Annotated in this window: 14 protein-coding genes; 3 read left to right on the top strand and 11 right to left on the bottom strand. The window is 63.2% G+C overall.

Annotated elements, in window-relative coordinates; genetic code table 11:
- Positions 1 to 340: 340 nt before the first annotated feature.
- Genes RDW26_RS07415 through RDW26_RS07405 form a run of 3 tightly spaced genes read right to left on the bottom strand, consistent with a single transcriptional unit; the run spans position 341 to position 2,466 of the window.
- Complete coding sequence (locus RDW26_RS07415) at positions 341 to 985, bottom strand: CpsB/CapC family capsule biosynthesis tyrosine phosphatase (RefSeq protein ID WP_307983103.1); 645 nt, start codon at positions 983 to 985, stop codon at positions 341 to 343.
- Positions 986 to 990: 5 nt separating this feature from the next.
- The gene (locus tag RDW26_RS07410) at positions 991 to 1,767 is read right to left on the bottom strand and encodes a CpsD/CapB family tyrosine-protein kinase (RefSeq protein WP_307983102.1); all 777 of its coding nucleotides are present in this window, start codon (positions 1,765 to 1,767) and stop codon (positions 991 to 993) included.
- Between the two features lie 33 nt (positions 1,768 to 1,800).
- Entirely contained in the window at positions 1,801 to 2,466 is a 666-nt protein-coding gene (locus tag RDW26_RS07405) for a Wzz/FepE/Etk N-terminal domain-containing protein (protein WP_307983101.1), read from the bottom strand.
- Between the two features lie 400 nt (positions 2,467 to 2,866).
- On the opposite strand from RDW26_RS07405, the gene RDW26_RS07400 reads away from it, so the two are divergent.
- The 3 genes from RDW26_RS07400 to RDW26_RS07390 all read left to right on the top strand — a co-directional run bounded on the left by RDW26_RS07400 (position 2,867) and on the right by RDW26_RS07390 (position 9,015).
- Positions 2,867 to 4,492 carry a DEAD/DEAH box helicase gene (locus RDW26_RS07400; protein WP_307983100.1) on the top strand — a complete coding sequence of 542 codons (1,626 nt, stop codon included), beginning with the start codon at positions 2,867 to 2,869 and terminating at the stop codon, positions 4,490 to 4,492.
- 381 nt (positions 4,493 to 4,873) lie between these two features.
- Entirely contained in the window at positions 4,874 to 6,646 is a 1,773-nt protein-coding gene (locus tag RDW26_RS07395) for a hypothetical protein (RefSeq protein ID WP_307983099.1), read from the top strand.
- Positions 6,647 to 6,930: 284 nt separating this feature from the next.
- The gene (locus RDW26_RS07390; protein ID WP_307983098.1) at positions 6,931 to 9,015 is read left to right on the top strand and encodes a DUF4012 domain-containing protein; all 2,085 of its coding nucleotides are present in this window, start codon (positions 6,931 to 6,933) and stop codon (positions 9,013 to 9,015) included.
- Positions 9,016 to 9,085: 70 nt separating this feature from the next.
- Here RDW26_RS07390 and RDW26_RS07385 read toward each other — a convergent pair whose 3' ends face one another.
- The 8 genes from RDW26_RS07385 to glmU form a co-directional block, all read right to left on the bottom strand.
- Complete coding sequence (locus RDW26_RS07385; RefSeq protein ID WP_307983097.1) at positions 9,086 to 9,967, bottom strand: histidine phosphatase family protein; 882 nt, start codon at positions 9,965 to 9,967, stop codon at positions 9,086 to 9,088.
- A gap of 83 nt (positions 9,968 to 10,050) precedes the next feature.
- Complete coding sequence (locus RDW26_RS07380) at positions 10,051 to 10,815, bottom strand: amino acid ABC transporter ATP-binding protein (protein ID WP_294361836.1); 765 nt, start codon at positions 10,813 to 10,815, stop codon at positions 10,051 to 10,053.
- Positions 10,808 to 11,461 (bottom strand): amino acid ABC transporter permease, encoded by a 654-nt coding sequence (locus RDW26_RS07375; RefSeq protein WP_307983096.1) that lies wholly within the window; start codon positions 11,459 to 11,461, stop codon positions 10,808 to 10,810. The genes RDW26_RS07380 and RDW26_RS07375 overlap by 8 nt, the downstream gene beginning before the upstream one ends.
- A gap of 221 nt (positions 11,462 to 11,682) precedes the next feature.
- The gene (locus RDW26_RS07370; RefSeq protein WP_307979938.1) at positions 11,683 to 12,516 is read right to left on the bottom strand and encodes a transporter substrate-binding domain-containing protein; all 834 of its coding nucleotides are present in this window, start codon (positions 12,514 to 12,516) and stop codon (positions 11,683 to 11,685) included.
- Between the two features lie 151 nt (positions 12,517 to 12,667).
- Positions 12,668 to 14,071 (bottom strand): MFS transporter, encoded by a 1,404-nt coding sequence (locus RDW26_RS07365; RefSeq protein ID WP_307983095.1) that lies wholly within the window; start codon positions 14,069 to 14,071, stop codon positions 12,668 to 12,670.
- Between the two features lie 268 nt (positions 14,072 to 14,339).
- Positions 14,340 to 14,897 carry an aminoacyl-tRNA hydrolase gene (gene pth / locus RDW26_RS07360; protein WP_307983094.1) on the bottom strand — a complete coding sequence of 186 codons (558 nt, stop codon included), beginning with the start codon at positions 14,895 to 14,897 and terminating at the stop codon, positions 14,340 to 14,342.
- A 300-nt stretch (positions 14,898 to 15,197) separates the two neighbouring features.
- Positions 15,198 to 16,175, bottom strand: a complete 978-nt coding sequence (locus RDW26_RS07355; protein ID WP_181859389.1) for a ribose-phosphate pyrophosphokinase — start codon at positions 16,173 to 16,175, stop codon at positions 15,198 to 15,200.
- A gap of 152 nt (positions 16,176 to 16,327) precedes the next feature.
- Positions 16,328 to 17,713 carry a bifunctional UDP-N-acetylglucosamine diphosphorylase/glucosamine-1-phosphate N-acetyltransferase GlmU gene (glmU, locus tag RDW26_RS07350; protein WP_307983093.1) on the bottom strand — a complete coding sequence of 462 codons (1,386 nt, stop codon included), beginning with the start codon at positions 17,711 to 17,713 and terminating at the stop codon, positions 16,328 to 16,330.
- Positions 17,714 to 18,125 lie beyond the last annotated feature (412 nt).

Raw genomic sequence — 18,125 nt, 5'->3', positions numbered from 1 at the left:
TTGCTGTTCTCGAAAACCTACGGTTTAGCCCTTGACTTCATATAGCTGGTCTCCTCTCTCCACTAGCAACCATAATCGCGAACAGGGGACGGAGGTGTGTTCACGTAAACGAACGGGGAACGCAACGGCGTTCATCGCCCGCTCCCCCGCGGGATGAACAGGCTGAACAGGGGACGGAGGTGTGTTCACGGGTAACCTCCATTATCCCGAATGGCTAACGTGAACACACCTCCGTCCCCTGTTCACTCGCCCCCGCTCACGCTCATCTCTCGAAAAAAGGCCCGCCCTCCGTTGAGAGGGCAGGCCGAAAAACCTAGCTGTTATTCTATTCCTTCGTCGGCTATTCCGCTCGCAGCATGTGCCCGAATTTGTACACCGCTTCGGAAAACGCCTCGTAGTGTTCGACGCAGTGGGCGTCGCTGCCGATGTAGGTGTATAAACCGGCTTCGAACAAACGCTGGGCAGGTTTGCGCTCCTTGCCCATGCGCCCGCCGCGGATGAAGTCGGACGACGCCTGCAACACGCACCCGCAGCTGACCAGGCGCTCCGCAATGGAGACGTCCTCCTGGATGGCCTTGTAGCGCTCGGGATGAGCGATGATCACGTCGAGCCCCATACCCTGCAGCTCGTAGATTTCGCATTCATACTCCTCGAAATCGCGCTTGGTGGCATGCGTGGAAAGCTCAAGCAGCAGCGTCTTGGAATCCTGGAAGCACAGGTAGGGCGCCCAGTCCATTCCCAGCTCGCGCAGCTTGCGGATGTTCACCTCAAAGCCCATGCGCATGGGGATGGGCGAGCGCGGCGCCAGCTGATTGAACGCATCCCACATGGCATCGAAATCGAAGTACGGGTCGCGGCAATGCGGCGTGCATACGATCTCGGTAATGCCGGCCTTGTACGCGGCATGGATCATGCGCACGCTCTCGCCGAGGCAGCTTGCCCCGTCGTCAACGCCGGGAAGGATATGGCAATGCAGGTCAAGCACGTCGACTAGCCTCTGCGAGCACCGTTGTTCTGATGTCCGAAGTTGGCGGGGTTCGTGACACCACCATGCTTACCGCCACCGCGCGGGACGTTGGGGCCGAGGTTGCGGGAATCGACCTTCACCGCGGAAGCGGCGCCCTTCTCGCGCTTGCCCTGCTGGTTGTAGTAAGCGTAGTAGTACTCGGACTTCTCGACGTTGCAGTAGTTCATGACGACGCCCACCACGTTGCCGCCGGCCTTCTTCAGCTGGTCGTAGGCCTGCAGCACGGTCTGGCGCTTCGTGAAGTTCTCGCGCACCACCAGCACAGCGGCGTCGACGATGGTGGAGACCACGGCAGCGTCGACGAACATGCCGACGGGCGGCGTGTCGAAGATGACGTAGTCGAACATCTGCTCAAGCTTGTGGACCAGCGAGGCAAAGCGCTTGGATGCCAGGATGTCGGCAGGGTTGGGGATATGCGGCTCGGCATCGAGCAGGAACATATTCTCGGTGTTGGTAGCGACGATAGCCTGCTGGATGGGCATGGTCTCGGAAAGCACCGAGTACAGACCGCCCGTGGAGCGCACGCCAAGCATACCGGCCAGCGTGCGGTTGCGCATGTCGCACTCGACCAGGCACACGCGCATGCCCGAGGACGCGATGGCGCGGGCGACGTTGCACGTGACCGTGGACTTGCCTTCGTTGGGGATGGAGCTAGTGAACACCAGGGAACGGATGGGGTTATCGACGCTCATGAAGCGGATATTGGCCATCAGGGTCTTCGCGGCGTTCTGCATCTCCATATCATCGCCGCCTTTAGGTTTGCGAGCCATAGCTTATTTACCTCCCTTGAGAGCAGGCATGCGGCCGATGACGGGCAGGCCCAGCAGATCTTCGATCTCGTCGGCGTTGCGCACCTTCGTGTTGAGCATATCGGACACCACGACGATGGCGATGGCGACGAACAAGCCGGCGAGCAGCGCGACGGCGATGTACATGGGACGGTTGGGGCCGGAGGGCGCCGTGGGGGCCGTGGCCTGATCGATGACGTTGACCGACTGGACGTCCATGACCTGCTGCGCAACTTTGGAGACGTTGCTTGCCATGTCGTTGGCGATGGTGGCGGCGATATCAGGGTCGGTGCCGGTGACGGACAGCGTGATGACGCGAGAAGTGGTTTCGCTAGTGACCTTGGTGGAGTACCCCTTCAGAGACTCGAGGTGCAGGTCCTTTGCGGCGTCGGCCTCGATGCGGTCGCTCTTGAGCAGCGTGGACACGTCGTTAGCCATCATCTGGCTAGCGTTGAGGTTGGAGTAGTTCGCAGCATTGTCGGAGTTCGCCGAAGACTGCTTCGCAAGCACGTACATGCTGGTGGAAGCGGTATACGTGTTGGGCAGCGCGACGAAGCAGACCACGGCGGTCGCAAGCGCGCACACGATAGGCAGGACGATCATGAGCTTCAGATGCTTGCGCATAAGCTGAAGCAGCTCGAGCAATGTCATGAATAAACCTCTCAAGTCTCGGGGCAATAGCCTTACCATTATACCCCGCAATGGAGGGGCGGGTACAAAGTTGCTCCACTTCAGCAGAAAAGGCCGAAAGCCGTGGAGATTCGTGCACAATCGCGGTCTTTTCGGGCTCAAGCGCTTCCCTTTTGTGAAAACACCATCATAATAAGCGGGTTGCTTCTCACGAAATTCTTTCTAATCTTCTTTTCGCGCGCTCTTCCACGCATCGCGCAAGGCATGTAGAAAGCGGCTCGCGTCAAGCGCAAGCACGCCGCCTGGGGCGGGTGCGATGAATTGGTACATAGGTTGCAAGCGCTTGACTGAAACCGATGCCGCCCGTTTCCGGACGCCTTGGTTTGCTGCGCGCTGCTTCCGCGAAGAGAACGGATCTTTCATGACCGCATTTGCAGAACTGGGCCTGTCCGAGGCCGCCCTCGCCGCCGTCGAGCGCATGGGCTACGACTCCCCCACGCCCGTTCAGGAGCAGTCCATCCCCTACATCCTGGAAGGCCGCGACGTCATCGCCGCCGCTTCCACCGGCACCGGCAAGACCGCAGCGTTCCTGCTGCCCACGCTGTCCACGCTCGAGCGCATGAAGGGCCGCGGCCGCGCCCCGCGCGTGTGCGTCGTCAGCCCCACGCGCGAGCTGGCTCAGCAGATCAGCCGCACCTGCATGCAGATCTCCCGCAAGACCGGCCACTTCGTGACCACCGTGTACGGCGGCACCCCCTACGGCCCGCAGATCCGCGAGCTGCGCGGCGGCACCGACGTGCTCATCGCCACGCCCGGCCGCCTGAACGACTTGATGGACCGCGGCGTGGTGGACCTGTCCGAGACGAAGGTGCTCGTGCTCGACGAGGCCGACCGCATGCTCGACATGGGCTTCCTGCCCGACGTCACCAAGATCGTGGAGCACACGCCGGCCGAGCGCCAGACGCTGCTGTTCTCCGCGACCATCGACAGCTCCATCCAGAAGAACCTGGGCAACCTGCTGAAGGACCCGGCCATCGTCGAGATCGCCCGCAACGGCGAAACCGCAGCCACCGTGGCCCAGTACATCATGCCCATCGCCAACCGCAAGAAGCAGGAACTCCTGGAGGCGGTGCTCAACGACAAGGGCCACGAGCGCGTCATCGTGTTCGCCCGCACCAAGAACCGTACCGAGGAGTGCGCCGAGGCGCTTGAGGCCGCCGGCTTCCACGCCGAGTCCATCCACTCCGACAAGACCCAGGGCCGCCGCCGTCGCGCCCTTGACAATTTCCGCCGCGGCAAGACCGACATCCTGGTGGCCACCGACGTGCTGGCGCGCGGCATCGACGTGCCCGATGTGAACTACGTCATCAACTTCGACCTGCCCGACATGGCCGAGGACTACGTGCACCGCATCGGCCGCACGGGCCGCGCCGGCGAGGAGGGCTTCGCCATCTCCTTCGTCACGCGCGAGACCATGAAAACGCTCAAGGAGATCGAGAAGCTCATCGGCAAGGACATCCCCTTCACCACCATCGAGGGCTACGAGACCGACCCGTCCGTGCTGGAGAAGCCCAAGCGCGGCGAGCGCAAGGGCGGCACGCGCCGCGGCGGCAACAAGCCGGCGGGTGCCCGCCGCACCGGCGAGAAGCACGCCGAGCGCGCTGAGCGCGAGGGCCGCAGGCCCAACGCCGGCGAGGGCCGTCGCCGTCGCGAGGACGACGCGCTAGTCACCCGCGGCGAGCGCGGCGGCCGCGGCGGCAAGGGCCGCTTCGATCGCAAGGACCGCAACGACCGTGGCGGCCGCTTCGACCGCGACAACCGCAACGATCGCGGCGGCAACAAGGGCGGCTATCGCGGCAAGGGCGGCGCCGGCCGCAACGGCGAATGGCTCTCCGACGAGGAGTTCCGCTCCCGCCGCAACGCTAAGAACGCCCAGGCTCGCCTGCACAAGAAGGAGCGCAAGGCTCAGAACGGCGCCCCGCACAAGGCCAACAATAAGAAGCGCGGCGGCGAGGGCGGTTACGACTACAGCCGCTTCTCCAAGTAACAACACGCGCCCAGTTGCGCGATAAGAACGAAAACGGTCGCTGAGCTGCCTCAGACCATAAGCGCCGACGACGACCGCCAACGCGAAGCCAACGCCCCGGAACCATTCCGGGGCGTTTTCCGTTTTGCAGTCTATAAGCACACGCAAAGCGGAATCCGGCGAACCGGGACACGTCAACCACTCGGTCTTAAACCCGCCCCACCTGGGGAGTACGGACCGGGTAAGCACCGGCACCAAACCCAGGGCCCACGCCGCCGGGCAACCCATCGCCGCCCAGGAACGAAAGTTCGCCAACGCACACAAAGCCCTCCCAAACAGCGCGTTCATCTCGTATGATATGAAGCGACGCTCCATCATGCAGACGAACGCCAAGGAGAAGCTATGGCAACGCCCGACAAGCCCTCGCAAAGCTCATCGAACGGTTCCAAGAACAGCAGCGGCGATAATACCGTGGCGTTCATCGTCATCGCCGCGATCGTCGTCCTTGCGGTGCAATACTTCCTCACGGGAACGAACTTCGCCTTAGATATCTGGGAGGAATTCACCGCCCCCGAGCTTTCCAAAGCTGAAATCGCCGAGTTCGAGGAGACCCTCGATCAAATCGACCAGAACGCCGCGACATACGCGTCGGGTGGATTTCAAACCGAAGAAGACGTCAAAAACGCCATAGCAGCGCAAAAGTCCTACGCGAAGGAGCTTGAGGCGCAGGGGGTCGTATCCTCTTACACCGCCGACGACAGCAGCGTGTACTTCAAGTTCGAGAACGGACTGTCGTATCTCTACATAGCCGCGCCCGAGGGGACCGACGCCTTGAGCACCGATTCCGAAGCCACCGTCTGCTCGGTGGAGACCACGGGGCGAACCGATTCGCTTGCGGCGATCAGCACCGTCACCAGCGCGTTTTCCGCAACTTCCTCGAAATGGTCCGCCTCCACGGCGAAAACCCCGAGCAACATCACGCTGGCCGGGCTCAAAGAGCTCGGCGGCAAACAGCAACTGCTCATTTGGGCCGGCCACGGTGGGTATAACCGCAAAACCGGCAGCGTCCTTGACACCGGGATCGACACTGACCTAAACGACAAATCCCAGCTCATCGAAATCAAGAACGACCGCGCTACGATCGTCAACGTGGCCGGGGATCCCGACAGCCACCTTGCGATCACGCCCGGCTTCGTCAAGCGCTACGTGCGCGGCATGGGCGGGTCGGTCGTCTACCTGTGCGCCTGCAGCACGGGCGAGGACAGTCAGCTGGCCGACGCGTTCCTGGACAACGGCACTACGGCCGTCTTCGGCAACACCGGGTCGATCTCGCACGCCTACAACGTCGCCATGCTCCAGGGCGTGCTGACCGCGTTTTTGACCCCCGATGAGAGCGGCAACTACCCCACGCTGTCGAAAAGCCTGAACACGGCGAAGAAGAATATCGGGGACGATTCCGCCGAATACCTTGAGCGCGTGGGCGCGGACGCCAACTTCATCGAATCGCAGCGCAACGTCAAGGTGAAGCTGTTCGGCGGAACCGAGGCGGGAGACCTCAAGGTGCAGGCAGACCCGATGAGCAAGGGCAAAACCCAGGACACGCCCGCTGCGAGTAGCTCGAGTTCCGGCTCGACGAGCAGTTCGAACAGCTCGAGCACGGGCAAGGAAACCGAATCCGAGTCGAGCGAATCGAACGGCGGCAGCTCCGCCAACAGCGGCTTGCCCGCAACCGAGAGCAAGCCGAGCGAATCGACCGGCGGCAGCTCCGCCAACAGCGGGTCGAGCGCTTCCAGCAGCGGACAAACGGCACCCATGCCCGAAACCACGCTGACAAACGAGATGATCGTGGGCCTCTGGAGCCCCGATCAGAACGCCCAGGAGCCCCGCTATATCGATTTCCTCGCAAAGGGAGACCTGGTGACCTACGACTATTACTCGCTCATCGACTCGCGCGCCCTGGGCAGGCCCCAGCCTTCCGCGCCCGTGAAGTTCGAATTCTGCAGCGGCGTCGTCGACATGATGCTGAACCAGGGAAGGTGTTCCTGCCGGACGAGGGACTCGAGCGGGGTGTACATCTCCTTCTACATCGACGAGATGGCCAACGACGTCATCTACGACCAGGAGACGGGAACGGCGTGGCACCGCGTAATCCCGCACGTCATCGAGAACCACTGATAAACAGGACGCACGTAGCGCGCAAAAAGCCCGGGGCCTATTCCCAGGCTTTTTGCGTTCGCTAGTCGTTCCCCGTCTGACACTTGGGGACGTAGCGTTATGTGTCCGAAACCCGCATGCTTGGCGAACGCTCGCATATAGCGCAAAAGCCGTCGTTGATGACGGGCTTATCGGCAGATGGCTTCCCGATAAGCCCGTCATCTGGGCTTCACGTGCAATTGTCCCCCGCCGACATTGCGCGTGATACACTTTTCCCTTGTAGTTACAGGCAAGTCAGGAGTGTTATGCAGAACAACGGAAAGCATTCGCGCCCGGACCAGGCATATGGGCAACAGGCCAACCGACCCGCCAACATGGGCCGGCAAGCACCGGCGCGCCCGCAACAGCCATACGGCCAGCAAGCATATCAACGCCCCCCGTATCAGCAGCCGCGCTACGCCCAACAGCCCGGGCAGCAGCAGCCGCAAAACGGATATGGCAACCCCTACGGAAGGCAGGACTTCAACTTCCAGCCGCTTCCGAACAACCATGAGCACGACGGCATGATTCGCGTGAAGAAGAAGCGCCGCAAGAAGCATACCAAGCTGATCGTCTGCATCGTCGTCATCGCGTGCCTGCTGGTGGGCACGTGCGGCTACGGCGCGGCGCTGGCGCTGTCCGCCAAGGACGTGAAGGCCCAGGCAGAGACCGCGCTCTCCAACGTCAACGGCATCCAGACCGCCATCGCCGGGCAGGACTTCGCAACGGCGGCGAAGAACGCCTCCAACCTGCAATCTTCGGCACAGGCCATGAACGAGGAGCTTTCCTCCCCCGTTTGGAACGTGGCCGCCATGCTGCCCGTCGTGGGCAGCGACGTGAAGGGCGTGCAGACCATCGCCTCCGCCCTGGCAGACGCATCCGATAACGCCATCGTGCCGCTGACCAGCAGCCTGTCCACCACGCCGCCGTCGGCCTGCATCGATGCCGACGGCAAGCTGAACATCGCCGCCATCACCACGCTGCTCGGCGCCATCCAAAACGGCGCACCGGCCATGCAGCGCTGCACCGACGAGCTGTCCTCGCTTCCCGCCTTCCATATCGAGAAGCTGCAGAAGCTGGTGGGGCCCGCCCAGGAGAAGATCACGGGCATCAACGACGTCTTCCAGGAGGCGAACACGTTCGCGCCCATCATCGGCTCCATGCTCGGCGCGAACGGCAACCGCACGTACCTGCTAGCCGCGCAGAACACCGCCGAGATCCGCGCCTCGGGCGGCTTCCCCGGTTCCATGGGCACCGTCTCCATCGACAACGGCGCCATCGAGCTGGGCGATTTCACCAAGGTCTACGACATGATGGCCGAGGAGACGCCCGCGCAGTGCGCCATCACCGACGAGGAGAACGTGCTGTTCTACCCCTGGTACACGCAGTATTCCTGGGATAACAGCTTCAACCCCGACTACCCGCGCGTGGCCGGCATCTGGGCAGCGGCTTACCAGGAGAAGACCGAGCAGTCCGTTGACGGCGTCATCTCCATCACCCCGACCATGGTCCAGGACCTGCTGGCCGCCACGGGCGATAGCTTCACGCTGTCCGATGGCACCACCATCGACGGCACGAACGCCACCAAGGTGCTGCAGCACGACCTGTACTGGAAGTACCTGTCCAGCGGCTCGAACATGTCCGAAGGCAATGACCTGTGCGACGCCCTGTTCGCCGAGGCCGCGGAATACGCGTTCGATTCGGCTTTGGAGAACATGAACGCCTCGTCGCTCATGAAGCTGGTCTCCACCATGATGGGCGGCCTTGAGGATCGGCGCGTCATGATTTGGCCGGCCGACGCCTCTGAGCAGAGCTACATCGAGGACATGGGATATTCGGGCTCCATGACCGCCGCTTCCGAGCAGCAGCCCACCCTCGGCGTGTTCGTCAACTTCTGGGCCGGCAGCAAGCTTGGCTGGTGGCTGGGCATGGACACCCAGGTCTCCAGCCCCGTCACGGGCAACGACGGGTCCCGCACCTATCACGTGACCACCACGCTGACGAACTTCATGACCGCTCAGGAAGCGAAGCAGGGCGGCAGCTACATCGTCTCGGACAACGATAAGAGTCTGGGCGATGCCGACCCGTTCATCTACTTCTACGCGCCTGCAGGCGGCACGATCTCCGACGTGACGGCATCGAACGGCGCCACGCTCGGCAAGGCCACCTATCAGGGCCTCGACGTCACCTTCACCTGCCAGGTGGGCGACTTCTCGGTGCTGCCCAAGCCGAACAACCCGCTGCCTGTGGAGTCCACCGTGACCTACAGCTACACGGTTACCCTGCCGGCAGGCGTCGAGGGCGACCTGCAGCTGGCCACCACGCCAACGTTGACGAAGTACCACCAGTAACGGCACCACGGCTCATACGCCATGTGAAGGGCCCGGGGACGTGTCCCCGGGCCCTTTTGCGTTCGCTTATCTACATGCGGAACCCGAACGGGATTGCGTTGGCTTCCGGCGGCATTTCGCCTAGCCAGCGGGTGGACGCCGTCTCCCCCAGCGTGAACGATTGGCCGTCGTAGGTCACCTGGGTGACGCTGGCGTTCTTGATCTTGAGCGGGTCGTTCACGCGCGAAGGGTCAAGCATATACATGACCGATCGCACCACGAACGAATGCGTAACCACCAGCACGTTGCCACCGCCCGCGGCAAGCGCCTGCTTGCCCGCTTCGCTGAAGAAGCTTTCCAGACGCTCCCTCACCTGGTCGAAGCGCTCCGCGCGGCCAGTGTCGTCCTGGTCGGCAAGCACCTCGGCCACCTGCGGCAAGCGACGGTTCAGCTCGTCGAAGGGCAGGTCCTCGCCGAAACCGCGAGTGAGCGCAGCGTGCAACTCGGCTCCCGGCCCCGCTTCCAAGTTGCCATAGCACCATTCGCGAAGGCGCGGATCGGGAACATGGATGAACGGCAGCGTGGCCTGCGGATTCTCTTTGATCCGGGCGGCGAGCACCGCATTGAGCGTTTGCACGGCACGACCGGCGTCGCTGCAGTAGGCCTGCGCGAACGGAACCTCAGCCAGGCCTCGGCCCAGCAAGCGAGCCACGCGGATGCCCTCGTCGGTGAGCTGCGAGTCGCACCAGCCCTGCACGCGGCTTGCGACGTTGTAGACCGTCTGCCCGTGCCGCGTGATGTAGAACGTCACCGTGCCGTCGCCGGCAGCTGATGGCTGAGCCTGGTCCGCCACAAAAGCGGCTGCCTGCGCATTCCCAACGCCCGTCGAGCGCGCCTGCGCGCCCAAACCGGCCGCTTCCGCGTCATCGGCATCTGCCGCCCCAAAAGGCGCCCGTGGGTCTTTCTCTTCCAAGCTTCCGCCTTTCCCATGCAAAAGCGCCCGGAAACCCGGGCGCTTTCCCTTGCAGCGCGTTTTGCGCGCCGCAAACCGTTTCGTTAATCCCCGTAGTTCGCCAGGAACAGCTTCGTGCGCTCCTGCTGCGGGTTGTTGATCACCTGCTCAGCAGGGCCCTCTTCCACGATATAGCCGCCGTCCATGAAGATGATGTGGTCGGCGACGTCGCGGGCGAAGCTCATCTCGTGCGTGACGATGACCATGGTCATGTGCTCGTCAGCCAAATCGCGGATGACCTTGAGCACGCCCTTGGTGAGCTCGGGGTCAAGGGCGCTGGTAGGCTCGTCGAAGAACAGCACGTCGGGGTTCAGGGCCAAAGCACGAGCGATGGCCACGCGCTGCTGCTGACCGCCGGAGAGCTCGCAGGGAACCATGTTCTCCTTGCCCTCCAGGCCCATTTTCGCCAGAAGCTCGTGCGCCTGGGCCATGACCTGGTCCTTCGGGCGCTTCTGCACGGACAGCGGCGCGTCAGTGATGTTCTTCAGCACCGTGTAGTGCGGGAACAGGTTGAAGTTCTGGAACACCAGGCCGAAGCGCGTTTTGGCCTGCGAGAGCACGGCCTTCCCGCCGTACACCGAGCCGGAACCGCCGTCGGTTGCCACGGCAAGATCGCCGTAGGACAAGCTGCCGCCGTCAAGGGTTTCCAGCAGCGTCATGCAACGCAAAAGCGTGGATTTGCCGCCGCCGGAAGGGCCGATGATGGCAACGACCTGGCCCTGTTCAACCGACAGGGAGATATCTTTGAGCACCTCGGTTTTACCGAAGCTTTTACGTGCGTGCGAAAGGGAAACAAGGGGGTTAGTCATGATAGTAGTTCATCCTTTTCTCGACGCGGTTGAGCACCATGACCACCACGAAGTTGAACACCCAGTAAATCAGGCCGGCGATAACGTAGGGCATCATGCTGGTTTGAGCGGCGGCGATGGCCTTGGCCTGCGTGAACATCTCCATGATGCCGAGCACGAACGCCAGCGACGTGTCCTTGACCAGCGTGATGACTTCGTTGCCCATGGCGGGAAGGATGCGCTTGAACACCTGCGGCAGGATGATCTTCATGAAGGTCTGCGTACGCGTGTAGCCGAGCACCTCGGCAGCCTCGTACTGGCCGCGCGGGATAGACTGGATACCGCTGCGGTAGATCTCGCCGAAGTAGGCCGCGTAGTTCAGGATGAAGCCGATGCAGCACGCAAAGTACTTCCAATCCGGGCCCATTGAGGCGCCGAACAGGTAGAACGGACTGAACATCCACATCATCAGCTGCAACATAAGCGGCGTGCCGCGCATGACCGATATATAGAACTGCACCAAAAGCGACAGCGGCTTGAACTTGCTCATGCGGCCAAGCGCCACCAGCACGCCCAAGGGCAACGCGCCCACAAGCGTGATCACGAAGATGATGGCGGTGAACTGCAGGCCGGAGAGCAGCAGCCCCATCATGGTTCCGAATTCCATTGGTCTCCTTCCAAGAGAAACGCTCTTGTCTTAACACGCCGAATGCCAACCTTCGCAGGTTGACGGGGTACATCAGCCGGAAGGCCGGGGATGCTTCCCCGGCCTTCCATGCACATGAACGCTGTTAGATTCGCGTCGCATCGTGCATAGGGGCAAGGGTTCGCATCTCCGGCCCTAATAGGATACGCTATCAAGCTGCTTGCCAGGGGCAAGCGGGGGCATTACTTGCCGAGCACCCAGTTGTCGTAGCTGATGCCGTAGCTTGCGTACTTCTCGCACAGCTCCTTGACGGTGCCGTCGGCGTCGAGCTGCTTCAGGGTCTCGGTGACCTTCTGGGCCAGCTCGGTGTCACCCTTCTTGAAGCCCACGGCGTAGTGCTCGGTGGACAGCGGGGTGGACAGCTGCACGTACTTGTCGGGGTTCGCAGCGATCTGGTACTGCGCGATGGACAGGTCGCAGGCGACGGCGTCGATCATGCCGGAGTCAAGCTGCATGAAAGCGTTGTTGTAGTCGCCGATGGTCTGAGCGGCACCACCCTTGAAGGTGGCGGCAACCTCGGCCTGGTCGCCCTCGAGCACGTCAAGCGCGGCGGAGTCGACCTGGGTCATGACGGTCTTGCCGGACAGGCCCGCGAAATCGGAGATGTCGCTACCGGCCTTCACGACGATGACCTGCTCATTGAGCATGTAGGGATCGGAGAAGGTGTAGCCATCCTCGCGGCCCTCCATGGTGAAGCCGTTCCAGATGCAGTTGATGTTGCCCTGGGCCAACAGCGCGTCCTTGGCATCCCAGTCGATGGCGGACAGCTTCAGCTCCCAGCCGTTCTTGTCGCACACGGCCTGAGCCAGATCCAGGTCGAAGCCGGTATACTTACCGTCGTCGCCGACGAAGCCGTACGGCGGATAGCTTTGGTCGAAACCGACCGTGAGGGTTTCCTTGCCGTCAGCAGAGTCGCCGCCGGTCTTATCGGCAGAGCCCGAGCAACCTGCAAGCAGGGCGCCGGACAGGGCCAGCGTGGCAACGCATGCCACCAGGCCGAGGAGCTTCTTCTTCATGTTCCCTTCCCTTCCGCGCATGCCCGCAGGCATGGCTGCTTGGTTCCTTAGCAATCACTTTATCACAGTAGAGTGCTGAAGTGAAGTATACCAGACGCGCAGGAACGTGCAACCGCTGGCGCGAAAACGACCGCGAACGGCACAAGATGCGCTAACGAACCTTCCACGCGATGACCGCGAACAAACACAGCGACAGCACGGCCGAGAAGCCGAACGCCAGGTGGTACGGCAGGGCCGCAAGCGCGTCCGGCGCGGCCTGCAGCCCGCCGGCCAGCCCGCCGCGGGCGGCCACCCCCTGCCCTGCCGAGATGGCCAGCACCATGGCCGACGTGCCGAAGCCGGCACAAGCCTGGCGCACCGCGATGGACAGCGAGCTGCCGTGCGGCACGAGCGGCCTCGGAAGGTCCGCCATGCTCCACTGAGTGAGCGGACCGACGAGCAGCGACACGCCGCATGCGCGCACGCCCTGGAACACGACCGCCTGCCACAGCGGCGAGGCGGCGTCCAAAAAGCACATAGGCACGGCGCCGGCGGAGAGCATGAGCCCGCCTACCAGGCACACCCTTCGCGCGCCTATACGGTCGGTCAGCACGCCGCCGAGCGGGTTGAGCACCAACGCGGTGACGGTGCCCGGCAGCAGCACCATGCCCGCCTGAAGCGCCGTGCCGCCGCACAGGCCTTCCACATACAACGGCACCACCAGCGTGACGCCCATGAAGGAGGCGAACAGCAGGTTCTGCGCCGCGAAACCAGCGTTGAAGCGGGTCGAGCGGAACACGCCAAGATCGATGAGGGGGCTTTCCAAGCGCTTTTGGCGCACGATGAACGCCACGCACAAAGCCGCGCCCGCGACAAGCGGGACCCATACATAGGGGCTGCTTAGAGCGAAGCTGGAAGCGTTGCTAAAGCCGAGCAGCACGCCTCCCAGGCCCAAGGTGGACAGGATCAGCGAGCCCGCGTCCAAGCGTGCCGAGGCATCATGCGGCTTCGAAGGCTTCACCAGCGCCAAAGCGCACAGCGTCAGCAGACAGGTCAACGCTGCCAACAGGACGAAGAAGCTTCGCCAGCCCCACGTCGATGCCATGGCGCCGCCTACGGTGGGCCCGATGTTGGGCGCGAAGCCCATGGCCACCCCCGCGATGCCCATGGCCGTGGCTTGACGGCCCGGAGGGAAGCTGACCATGGCGATGGTGGTCATGAACGGCAGGAGGATGCCGGTGGAAACCGCCTGCAGGATACGCCCCGCCAGCAACACCCAGAAGCCAAGCGCTTCAGCGCACATCAGCGAGCCCGCAAGCGACAGGCCCAGGGCAAGCAGGACATGCTGCCGTGCGCTGAAGCGCTTGGAAATCCAGGTGACGGCCGGCACGGCAACCCCGAGCATGAGCATGTAGCCGGTACTCAGCCACTGGCCAAGCTCCACAGTAACGCCCATATCCGCCACGATGCCCATCATCATGGCGTTCACCGCGGTTTGCGACAGGTTGCCGCACGCCGCAGCAAGCACCACGAGCGCGAACAACGCATATGCAGCACGTTTGTCGGTTGCAGGCAAAAGCCCCTCCTTTCGCAAGCCGCTCGAGCACGGCAGAACGGGCATGTCGAAACACCAGCGGACAGGGGACGGAGGTGTGTTCGCACTGCACGCACTGCCCGGGACAATGCTCAGGCGCGGCAAAACGGGCGTGCGAAAATGCAGGTGAACAGGGGACGGAGGTGTGTTCACGAATATTCTTAGGGGACACAGGGTGCCCAGCGTGAACACACCTCCGTCCCCTGTTCACCGGGCGCCCTGCTCAAAGCAACGCCGCGAACGCAGAGCGTTAGTTGAAGCGTTGCTGGGTTTTCTCCAGACCATCCGTGACCAGGCCCAGGGCGGCCTGGCTTGCCAGATGCGTTGCCTGGGCGAAATCGTCGGCCTGCTCCTTCTTCGGACGGCCCAGCACCCAATCGACCACCGGCATGCGTCCCGGCGGGCGACCGATGCCGCAACGCACGCGGAACCAGTCGCGCGTGCCCAGCTTGTCGCAGATGCTGCGAAGCCCGTTATGACCGGCGTGGCCGCCGCCGAACTTCACGCGAATGGTACCCGGGTCGATATCCAGCTCGTCATGAATGACGATCAGATGGTCGGCCTTCACGCCATATGCGTTCATCAGCTGCTTCACCGGCCCGCCCGACGTGTTCATGTAGCTTTGCGGCTTTGCCAGCACCACATCGTGGTCGCGCCACACGCCCTTGACCGTGAGCGCGCCGCACTCGATCTTCCAATAGCGCGCGCCCACTTCTTCCGCCACCAAATCAAGCGAATCAAAGCCGGCATTGTGGCGCGTATGCTCATATTCCTCGCCCGGATTTCCCAGGCCAACGATTAGAAACATGCTTTTCCTTCTTATATGCGCGCTCCAGGACCGCGCCCGGAGCCTTTAACAAGCGAACACCCGCCAAGGCCGGCGGGTTTCGAACGCCACGACCCCACAGGCCCGGCGTGTCTTGCCCTAACGACAAGCGAAGCCCGCCCGAGCCCCTCGCGAAGCCAGGCGGGCTTTCCCCGTTTTAGGATATGCCGCCCATGCGACCGGACCCTTCGCGAACCACCGCATCAGGCGATGCCGGTGCAGGTGCAACGCGAAGGCTTGCGAACTCAGACAAGTTCTCCGGCAGTCCGAGCGGCGAAACGATTATTCGAACAGACTTGCCACGGAGCCGTTGTTGTACACGTTCTTGATGGTCTGCGCGAACAGCGGGGCCAGCGTGACGACCTTGATCTTGCCGGTCTGGCGCTCGAGCGGCACGGGCACGGCGTTGGTGACCACAACCTCCTCGATACAGGAGTTCTCAAGTCGCTCGTAGGCAGGGCCGCTAAACAGGCCGTGCGTTGCGCAGGCGTAGATCTTCTTCGCACCCTTGGCCTTGAGCGTGGTGGCTGCAGCCACCAGGCTGCCGGCGGTGTCGATCATGTCGTCGTTGAGGATGCAGATCTTGTCCTTCACGTCGCCGATCAGGGCCGTGATCTCGGCCTGGTTGTGCTTCGGACGGTCCTTGTGCATGATGGCGATGTCGCAATCAAGCAGCGTGGAGAACTTCTTGGCGGCCTTTGCGCGGCCCACGTCGGGAGACACCACGCACAGCTCCTCGGACTTGAAGCCCTTCTGCTCGAAGTAGTCCACGAAGATGGGCATGGCCGTCATGTGGTTGACCGGCTTATCGAAGAAGCCCTGGATGGCGTCCTGATGCAGGTCGATGGCGATGATGTTGTCGGCGCCGGCAGCGGTGAGCAGGTCGGCGACCAGCTTAGCGGTGATGGGCTCGCGCGGGGCGGCTTTGCGGTCCTGGCGCGCGTAGCCGTAATGCGTGATGACGGCGCTGACGCTGTGCGCGCTGGCGCGCTTAGCGGCGTCGATCATGATGAGCAGCTCCATGAGGTTGTCGTTGACGTCGAAGCCGTTGGGGCTCGAGCACACGGACTGCACGATGAACACATCGGCGCCGCGAACGCTTTCCTGGTAGCGAGCGTAGATTTCGCCGTTGGCGAACTTCTCCAGCTTCACATTGCCCAGGGAGATGCCCAGCTCCTGTGCGATCTCGTCGGCCAGCTTCAGGTTCGAGGAACCCGAAAACACTGCCATCCTCTTACGCTTTTCCATTTCCGCAGTCATGCGCGTGCTCCTTCGCATCGCTTCGCAGTTGTTCATACGGAAGTTATTTTACCTGGCGGAAAAGGAAAAGGCCAGCTGGCACGCGAACCCTCTATGAGGACTTCACGGCCAGCCGGCCCTGTGGATTGCAAAAGGCTTATGGCAGACGCGGTTTACTTGCCTTCTGCGGCCTGACGGGCGCGCTTTTTAGCGGCCCAGCCGGGAATCTCCACCTGCTCGGGGCGCGTGAGCGCCAGCGCGTCGGGCGCCACTTCCTTGGTGATGCACGACGCCGCGCCGATGATGGCGCCGTCGCCGATGGTCACGGGAGCCACCATCATGGTATCGCTACCCACGAACACGTTGTCGCCGATGGTGGTGGGCCACTTCTTCTTGCCGTCATAGTTGCAGGTGATGGAGCCGGCGCCGATATTAACACCCTCGCCCATGGTGGTGTCGCCGATGTAGCTGAGGTGCGGCACCTTGCTGCCGCGGCCGATGGTGGACTTCTTGATCTCCACGTGCGTGCCGGCCTTCGCGCCCTCGCACAGATGCGCGCCCGGGCGCAGGTAGGCGCGCGGGCCGGCGGTTGCAGCGTCGTCGATCTGCGCCTCGATGGCCACCGTCTCCTCGATGACGCAGCCGCGGCCGACCTTCGTGTCGGTCAGGCGCGTGTTCGGGCCGATGACGCTATCCTCGCCGATCTCGGTGGCGCCCATGAGCATGACCTGGGGAAGCAGCTCGACATCCTGGGCGATCTTCACGTCCGGGCCGATCCACACCTGGTCGGGATCGACCATGGTGACGCCGGCGGCCATATGCTCGTGATTGATGCGGCGCTGCATGACCTTGGTGACCTGGGCCAGCTGGATGCGGGAGTTGACGCCCAGGCACTCGGCGGCGTCGTCGGTGGCGAGCGCCAGCACGGGGCGGCCGGCGTTGCGGCAGATCTCGAGGACGTCGGTGAGGTAGAACTCGCCCTGGGCGTTGTTATTGCTGACCTGGGCCAACGCGTCGAACAAGGCGCGGGCGTCGAAGCAGTAGAAGCCGGAGTTGCACTCGTTGACCGCCGCCTCCTCGGGCGTGGCGTCCTTCTGCTCGACAATGCGCTCGACCTGCCCGTCGGCATCGCGGATGATGCGGCCGTAGCCGGTGGGGTCGTCCAGCTTCATGGTGAGCACCACCACGGCAGCGTTATTCTCATCGCGCACCTGCGCCAAGCGGGCGATGGTCTCGGGCTTGATGAGCGGGCAGTCGCCGGTGAGCACCGACAGGGAACCATCGAAGCCGGCGAAAGCGTCGGCGCAGGCGAGCACCGCACCCGCCGTGCCGTTCTGCACTTCCTGCACCACTACCTGCGTGTCGCCCTCGACCAGCGGGATGACCTGCTCGCGGGCATGGCCGACCACCGTCGCCACCTGGGTGACGCCGGCGGCGTGGGCGGCGTCGACCACCCAGCGCACGAGCGGCTTGCCCAAAACCTCGTGTGCCACCTTGGGCTTTTTGGACTTCATACGGGTGCCCGCGCCCGCAGCCAAAACGATAGCGGCAGCTTCCATGCGATCCTCCTTGGTCGAAAACGCGGGCGCCGCGAATACGCAGCGCCCGCAAGCGCGAACGCCGGTTTTGCCGGCAGGGCGCCATAGGCCGATGCGCGCATGAGCGCACCGGCGTTGCAAGCGATTGAACTGCCGGAAAGTATACCGCAACGATTCCCTTGCGCGCCGCGCCTGCGCAGCTTGCGCACACAGCGGCGGCGGCCCCGTCGCAAACGGCGGCGTTCGAGGAGCGAACGCAGGGGACCGGGCGACGACGCGAAAGCAGGAGGGCGCGAGCCGAGGAGCAACACCAGGAGTCGAAGGGACGCGCAATCCGAGGCGCAACGCCCGGAACCGAGAAGCAACGCAAAGCCGAGCAGCGATGCACGAGACCGAGCAAGCACGGGCCGACGGCTTTTTCGCAAGCGCGCCC

Source organism: uncultured Senegalimassilia sp., from assembly GCF_902464545.1.
Taxonomy (GTDB): domain Bacteria; phylum Actinomycetota; class Coriobacteriia; order Coriobacteriales; family Eggerthellaceae; genus Senegalimassilia.
Note: the sequence above shows the minus strand (reverse complement) of the source record. Positions and strands in the feature narration are given on the sequence as shown.

Bases quoted from the DNA above. Each gene is read 5' to 3' on its own strand.
- RDW26_RS07375 (WP_307983096.1), bottom strand. From the start codon at position 11,461: ATGGAATTCGGAACCATGATGGGGCTGCTGCTCTCCGGCCTGCAGTTC.
- glmU (WP_307983093.1), bottom strand. From the start codon at position 17,713: ATGGAAGCTGCCGCTATCGTTTTGGCTGCGGGCGCGGGCACCCGTATG.
- RDW26_RS07380 (WP_294361836.1), bottom strand. From the start codon at position 10,815: ATGACTAACCCCCTTGTTTCCCTTTCGCACGCACGTAAAAGCTTCGGT.
- RDW26_RS07370 (WP_307979938.1), bottom strand. From the start codon at position 12,516: ATGAAGAAGAAGCTCCTCGGCCTGGTGGCATGCGTTGCCACGCTGGCC.
- RDW26_RS07405 (WP_307983101.1), bottom strand. From the start codon at position 2,466: ATGACATTGCTCGAGCTGCTTCAGCTTATGCGCAAGCATCTGAAGCTC.
- RDW26_RS07410 (WP_307983102.1), bottom strand. From the start codon at position 1,767: ATGGAGATGCAGAACGCCGCGAAGACCCTGATGGCCAATATCCGCTTC.
- RDW26_RS07355 (WP_181859389.1), bottom strand. From the start codon at position 16,175: ATGACTGCGGAAATGGAAAAGCGTAAGAGGATGGCAGTGTTTTCGGGT.
- RDW26_RS07395 (WP_307983099.1), top strand. From the start codon at position 4,874: ATGGCAACGCCCGACAAGCCCTCGCAAAGCTCATCGAACGGTTCCAAG.
- RDW26_RS07390 (WP_307983098.1), top strand. From the start codon at position 6,931: ATGCAGAACAACGGAAAGCATTCGCGCCCGGACCAGGCATATGGGCAA.
- RDW26_RS07400 (WP_307983100.1), top strand. From the start codon at position 2,867: ATGACCGCATTTGCAGAACTGGGCCTGTCCGAGGCCGCCCTCGCCGCC.
- pth (WP_307983094.1), bottom strand. From the start codon at position 14,897: ATGTTTCTAATCGTTGGCCTGGGAAATCCGGGCGAGGAATATGAGCAT.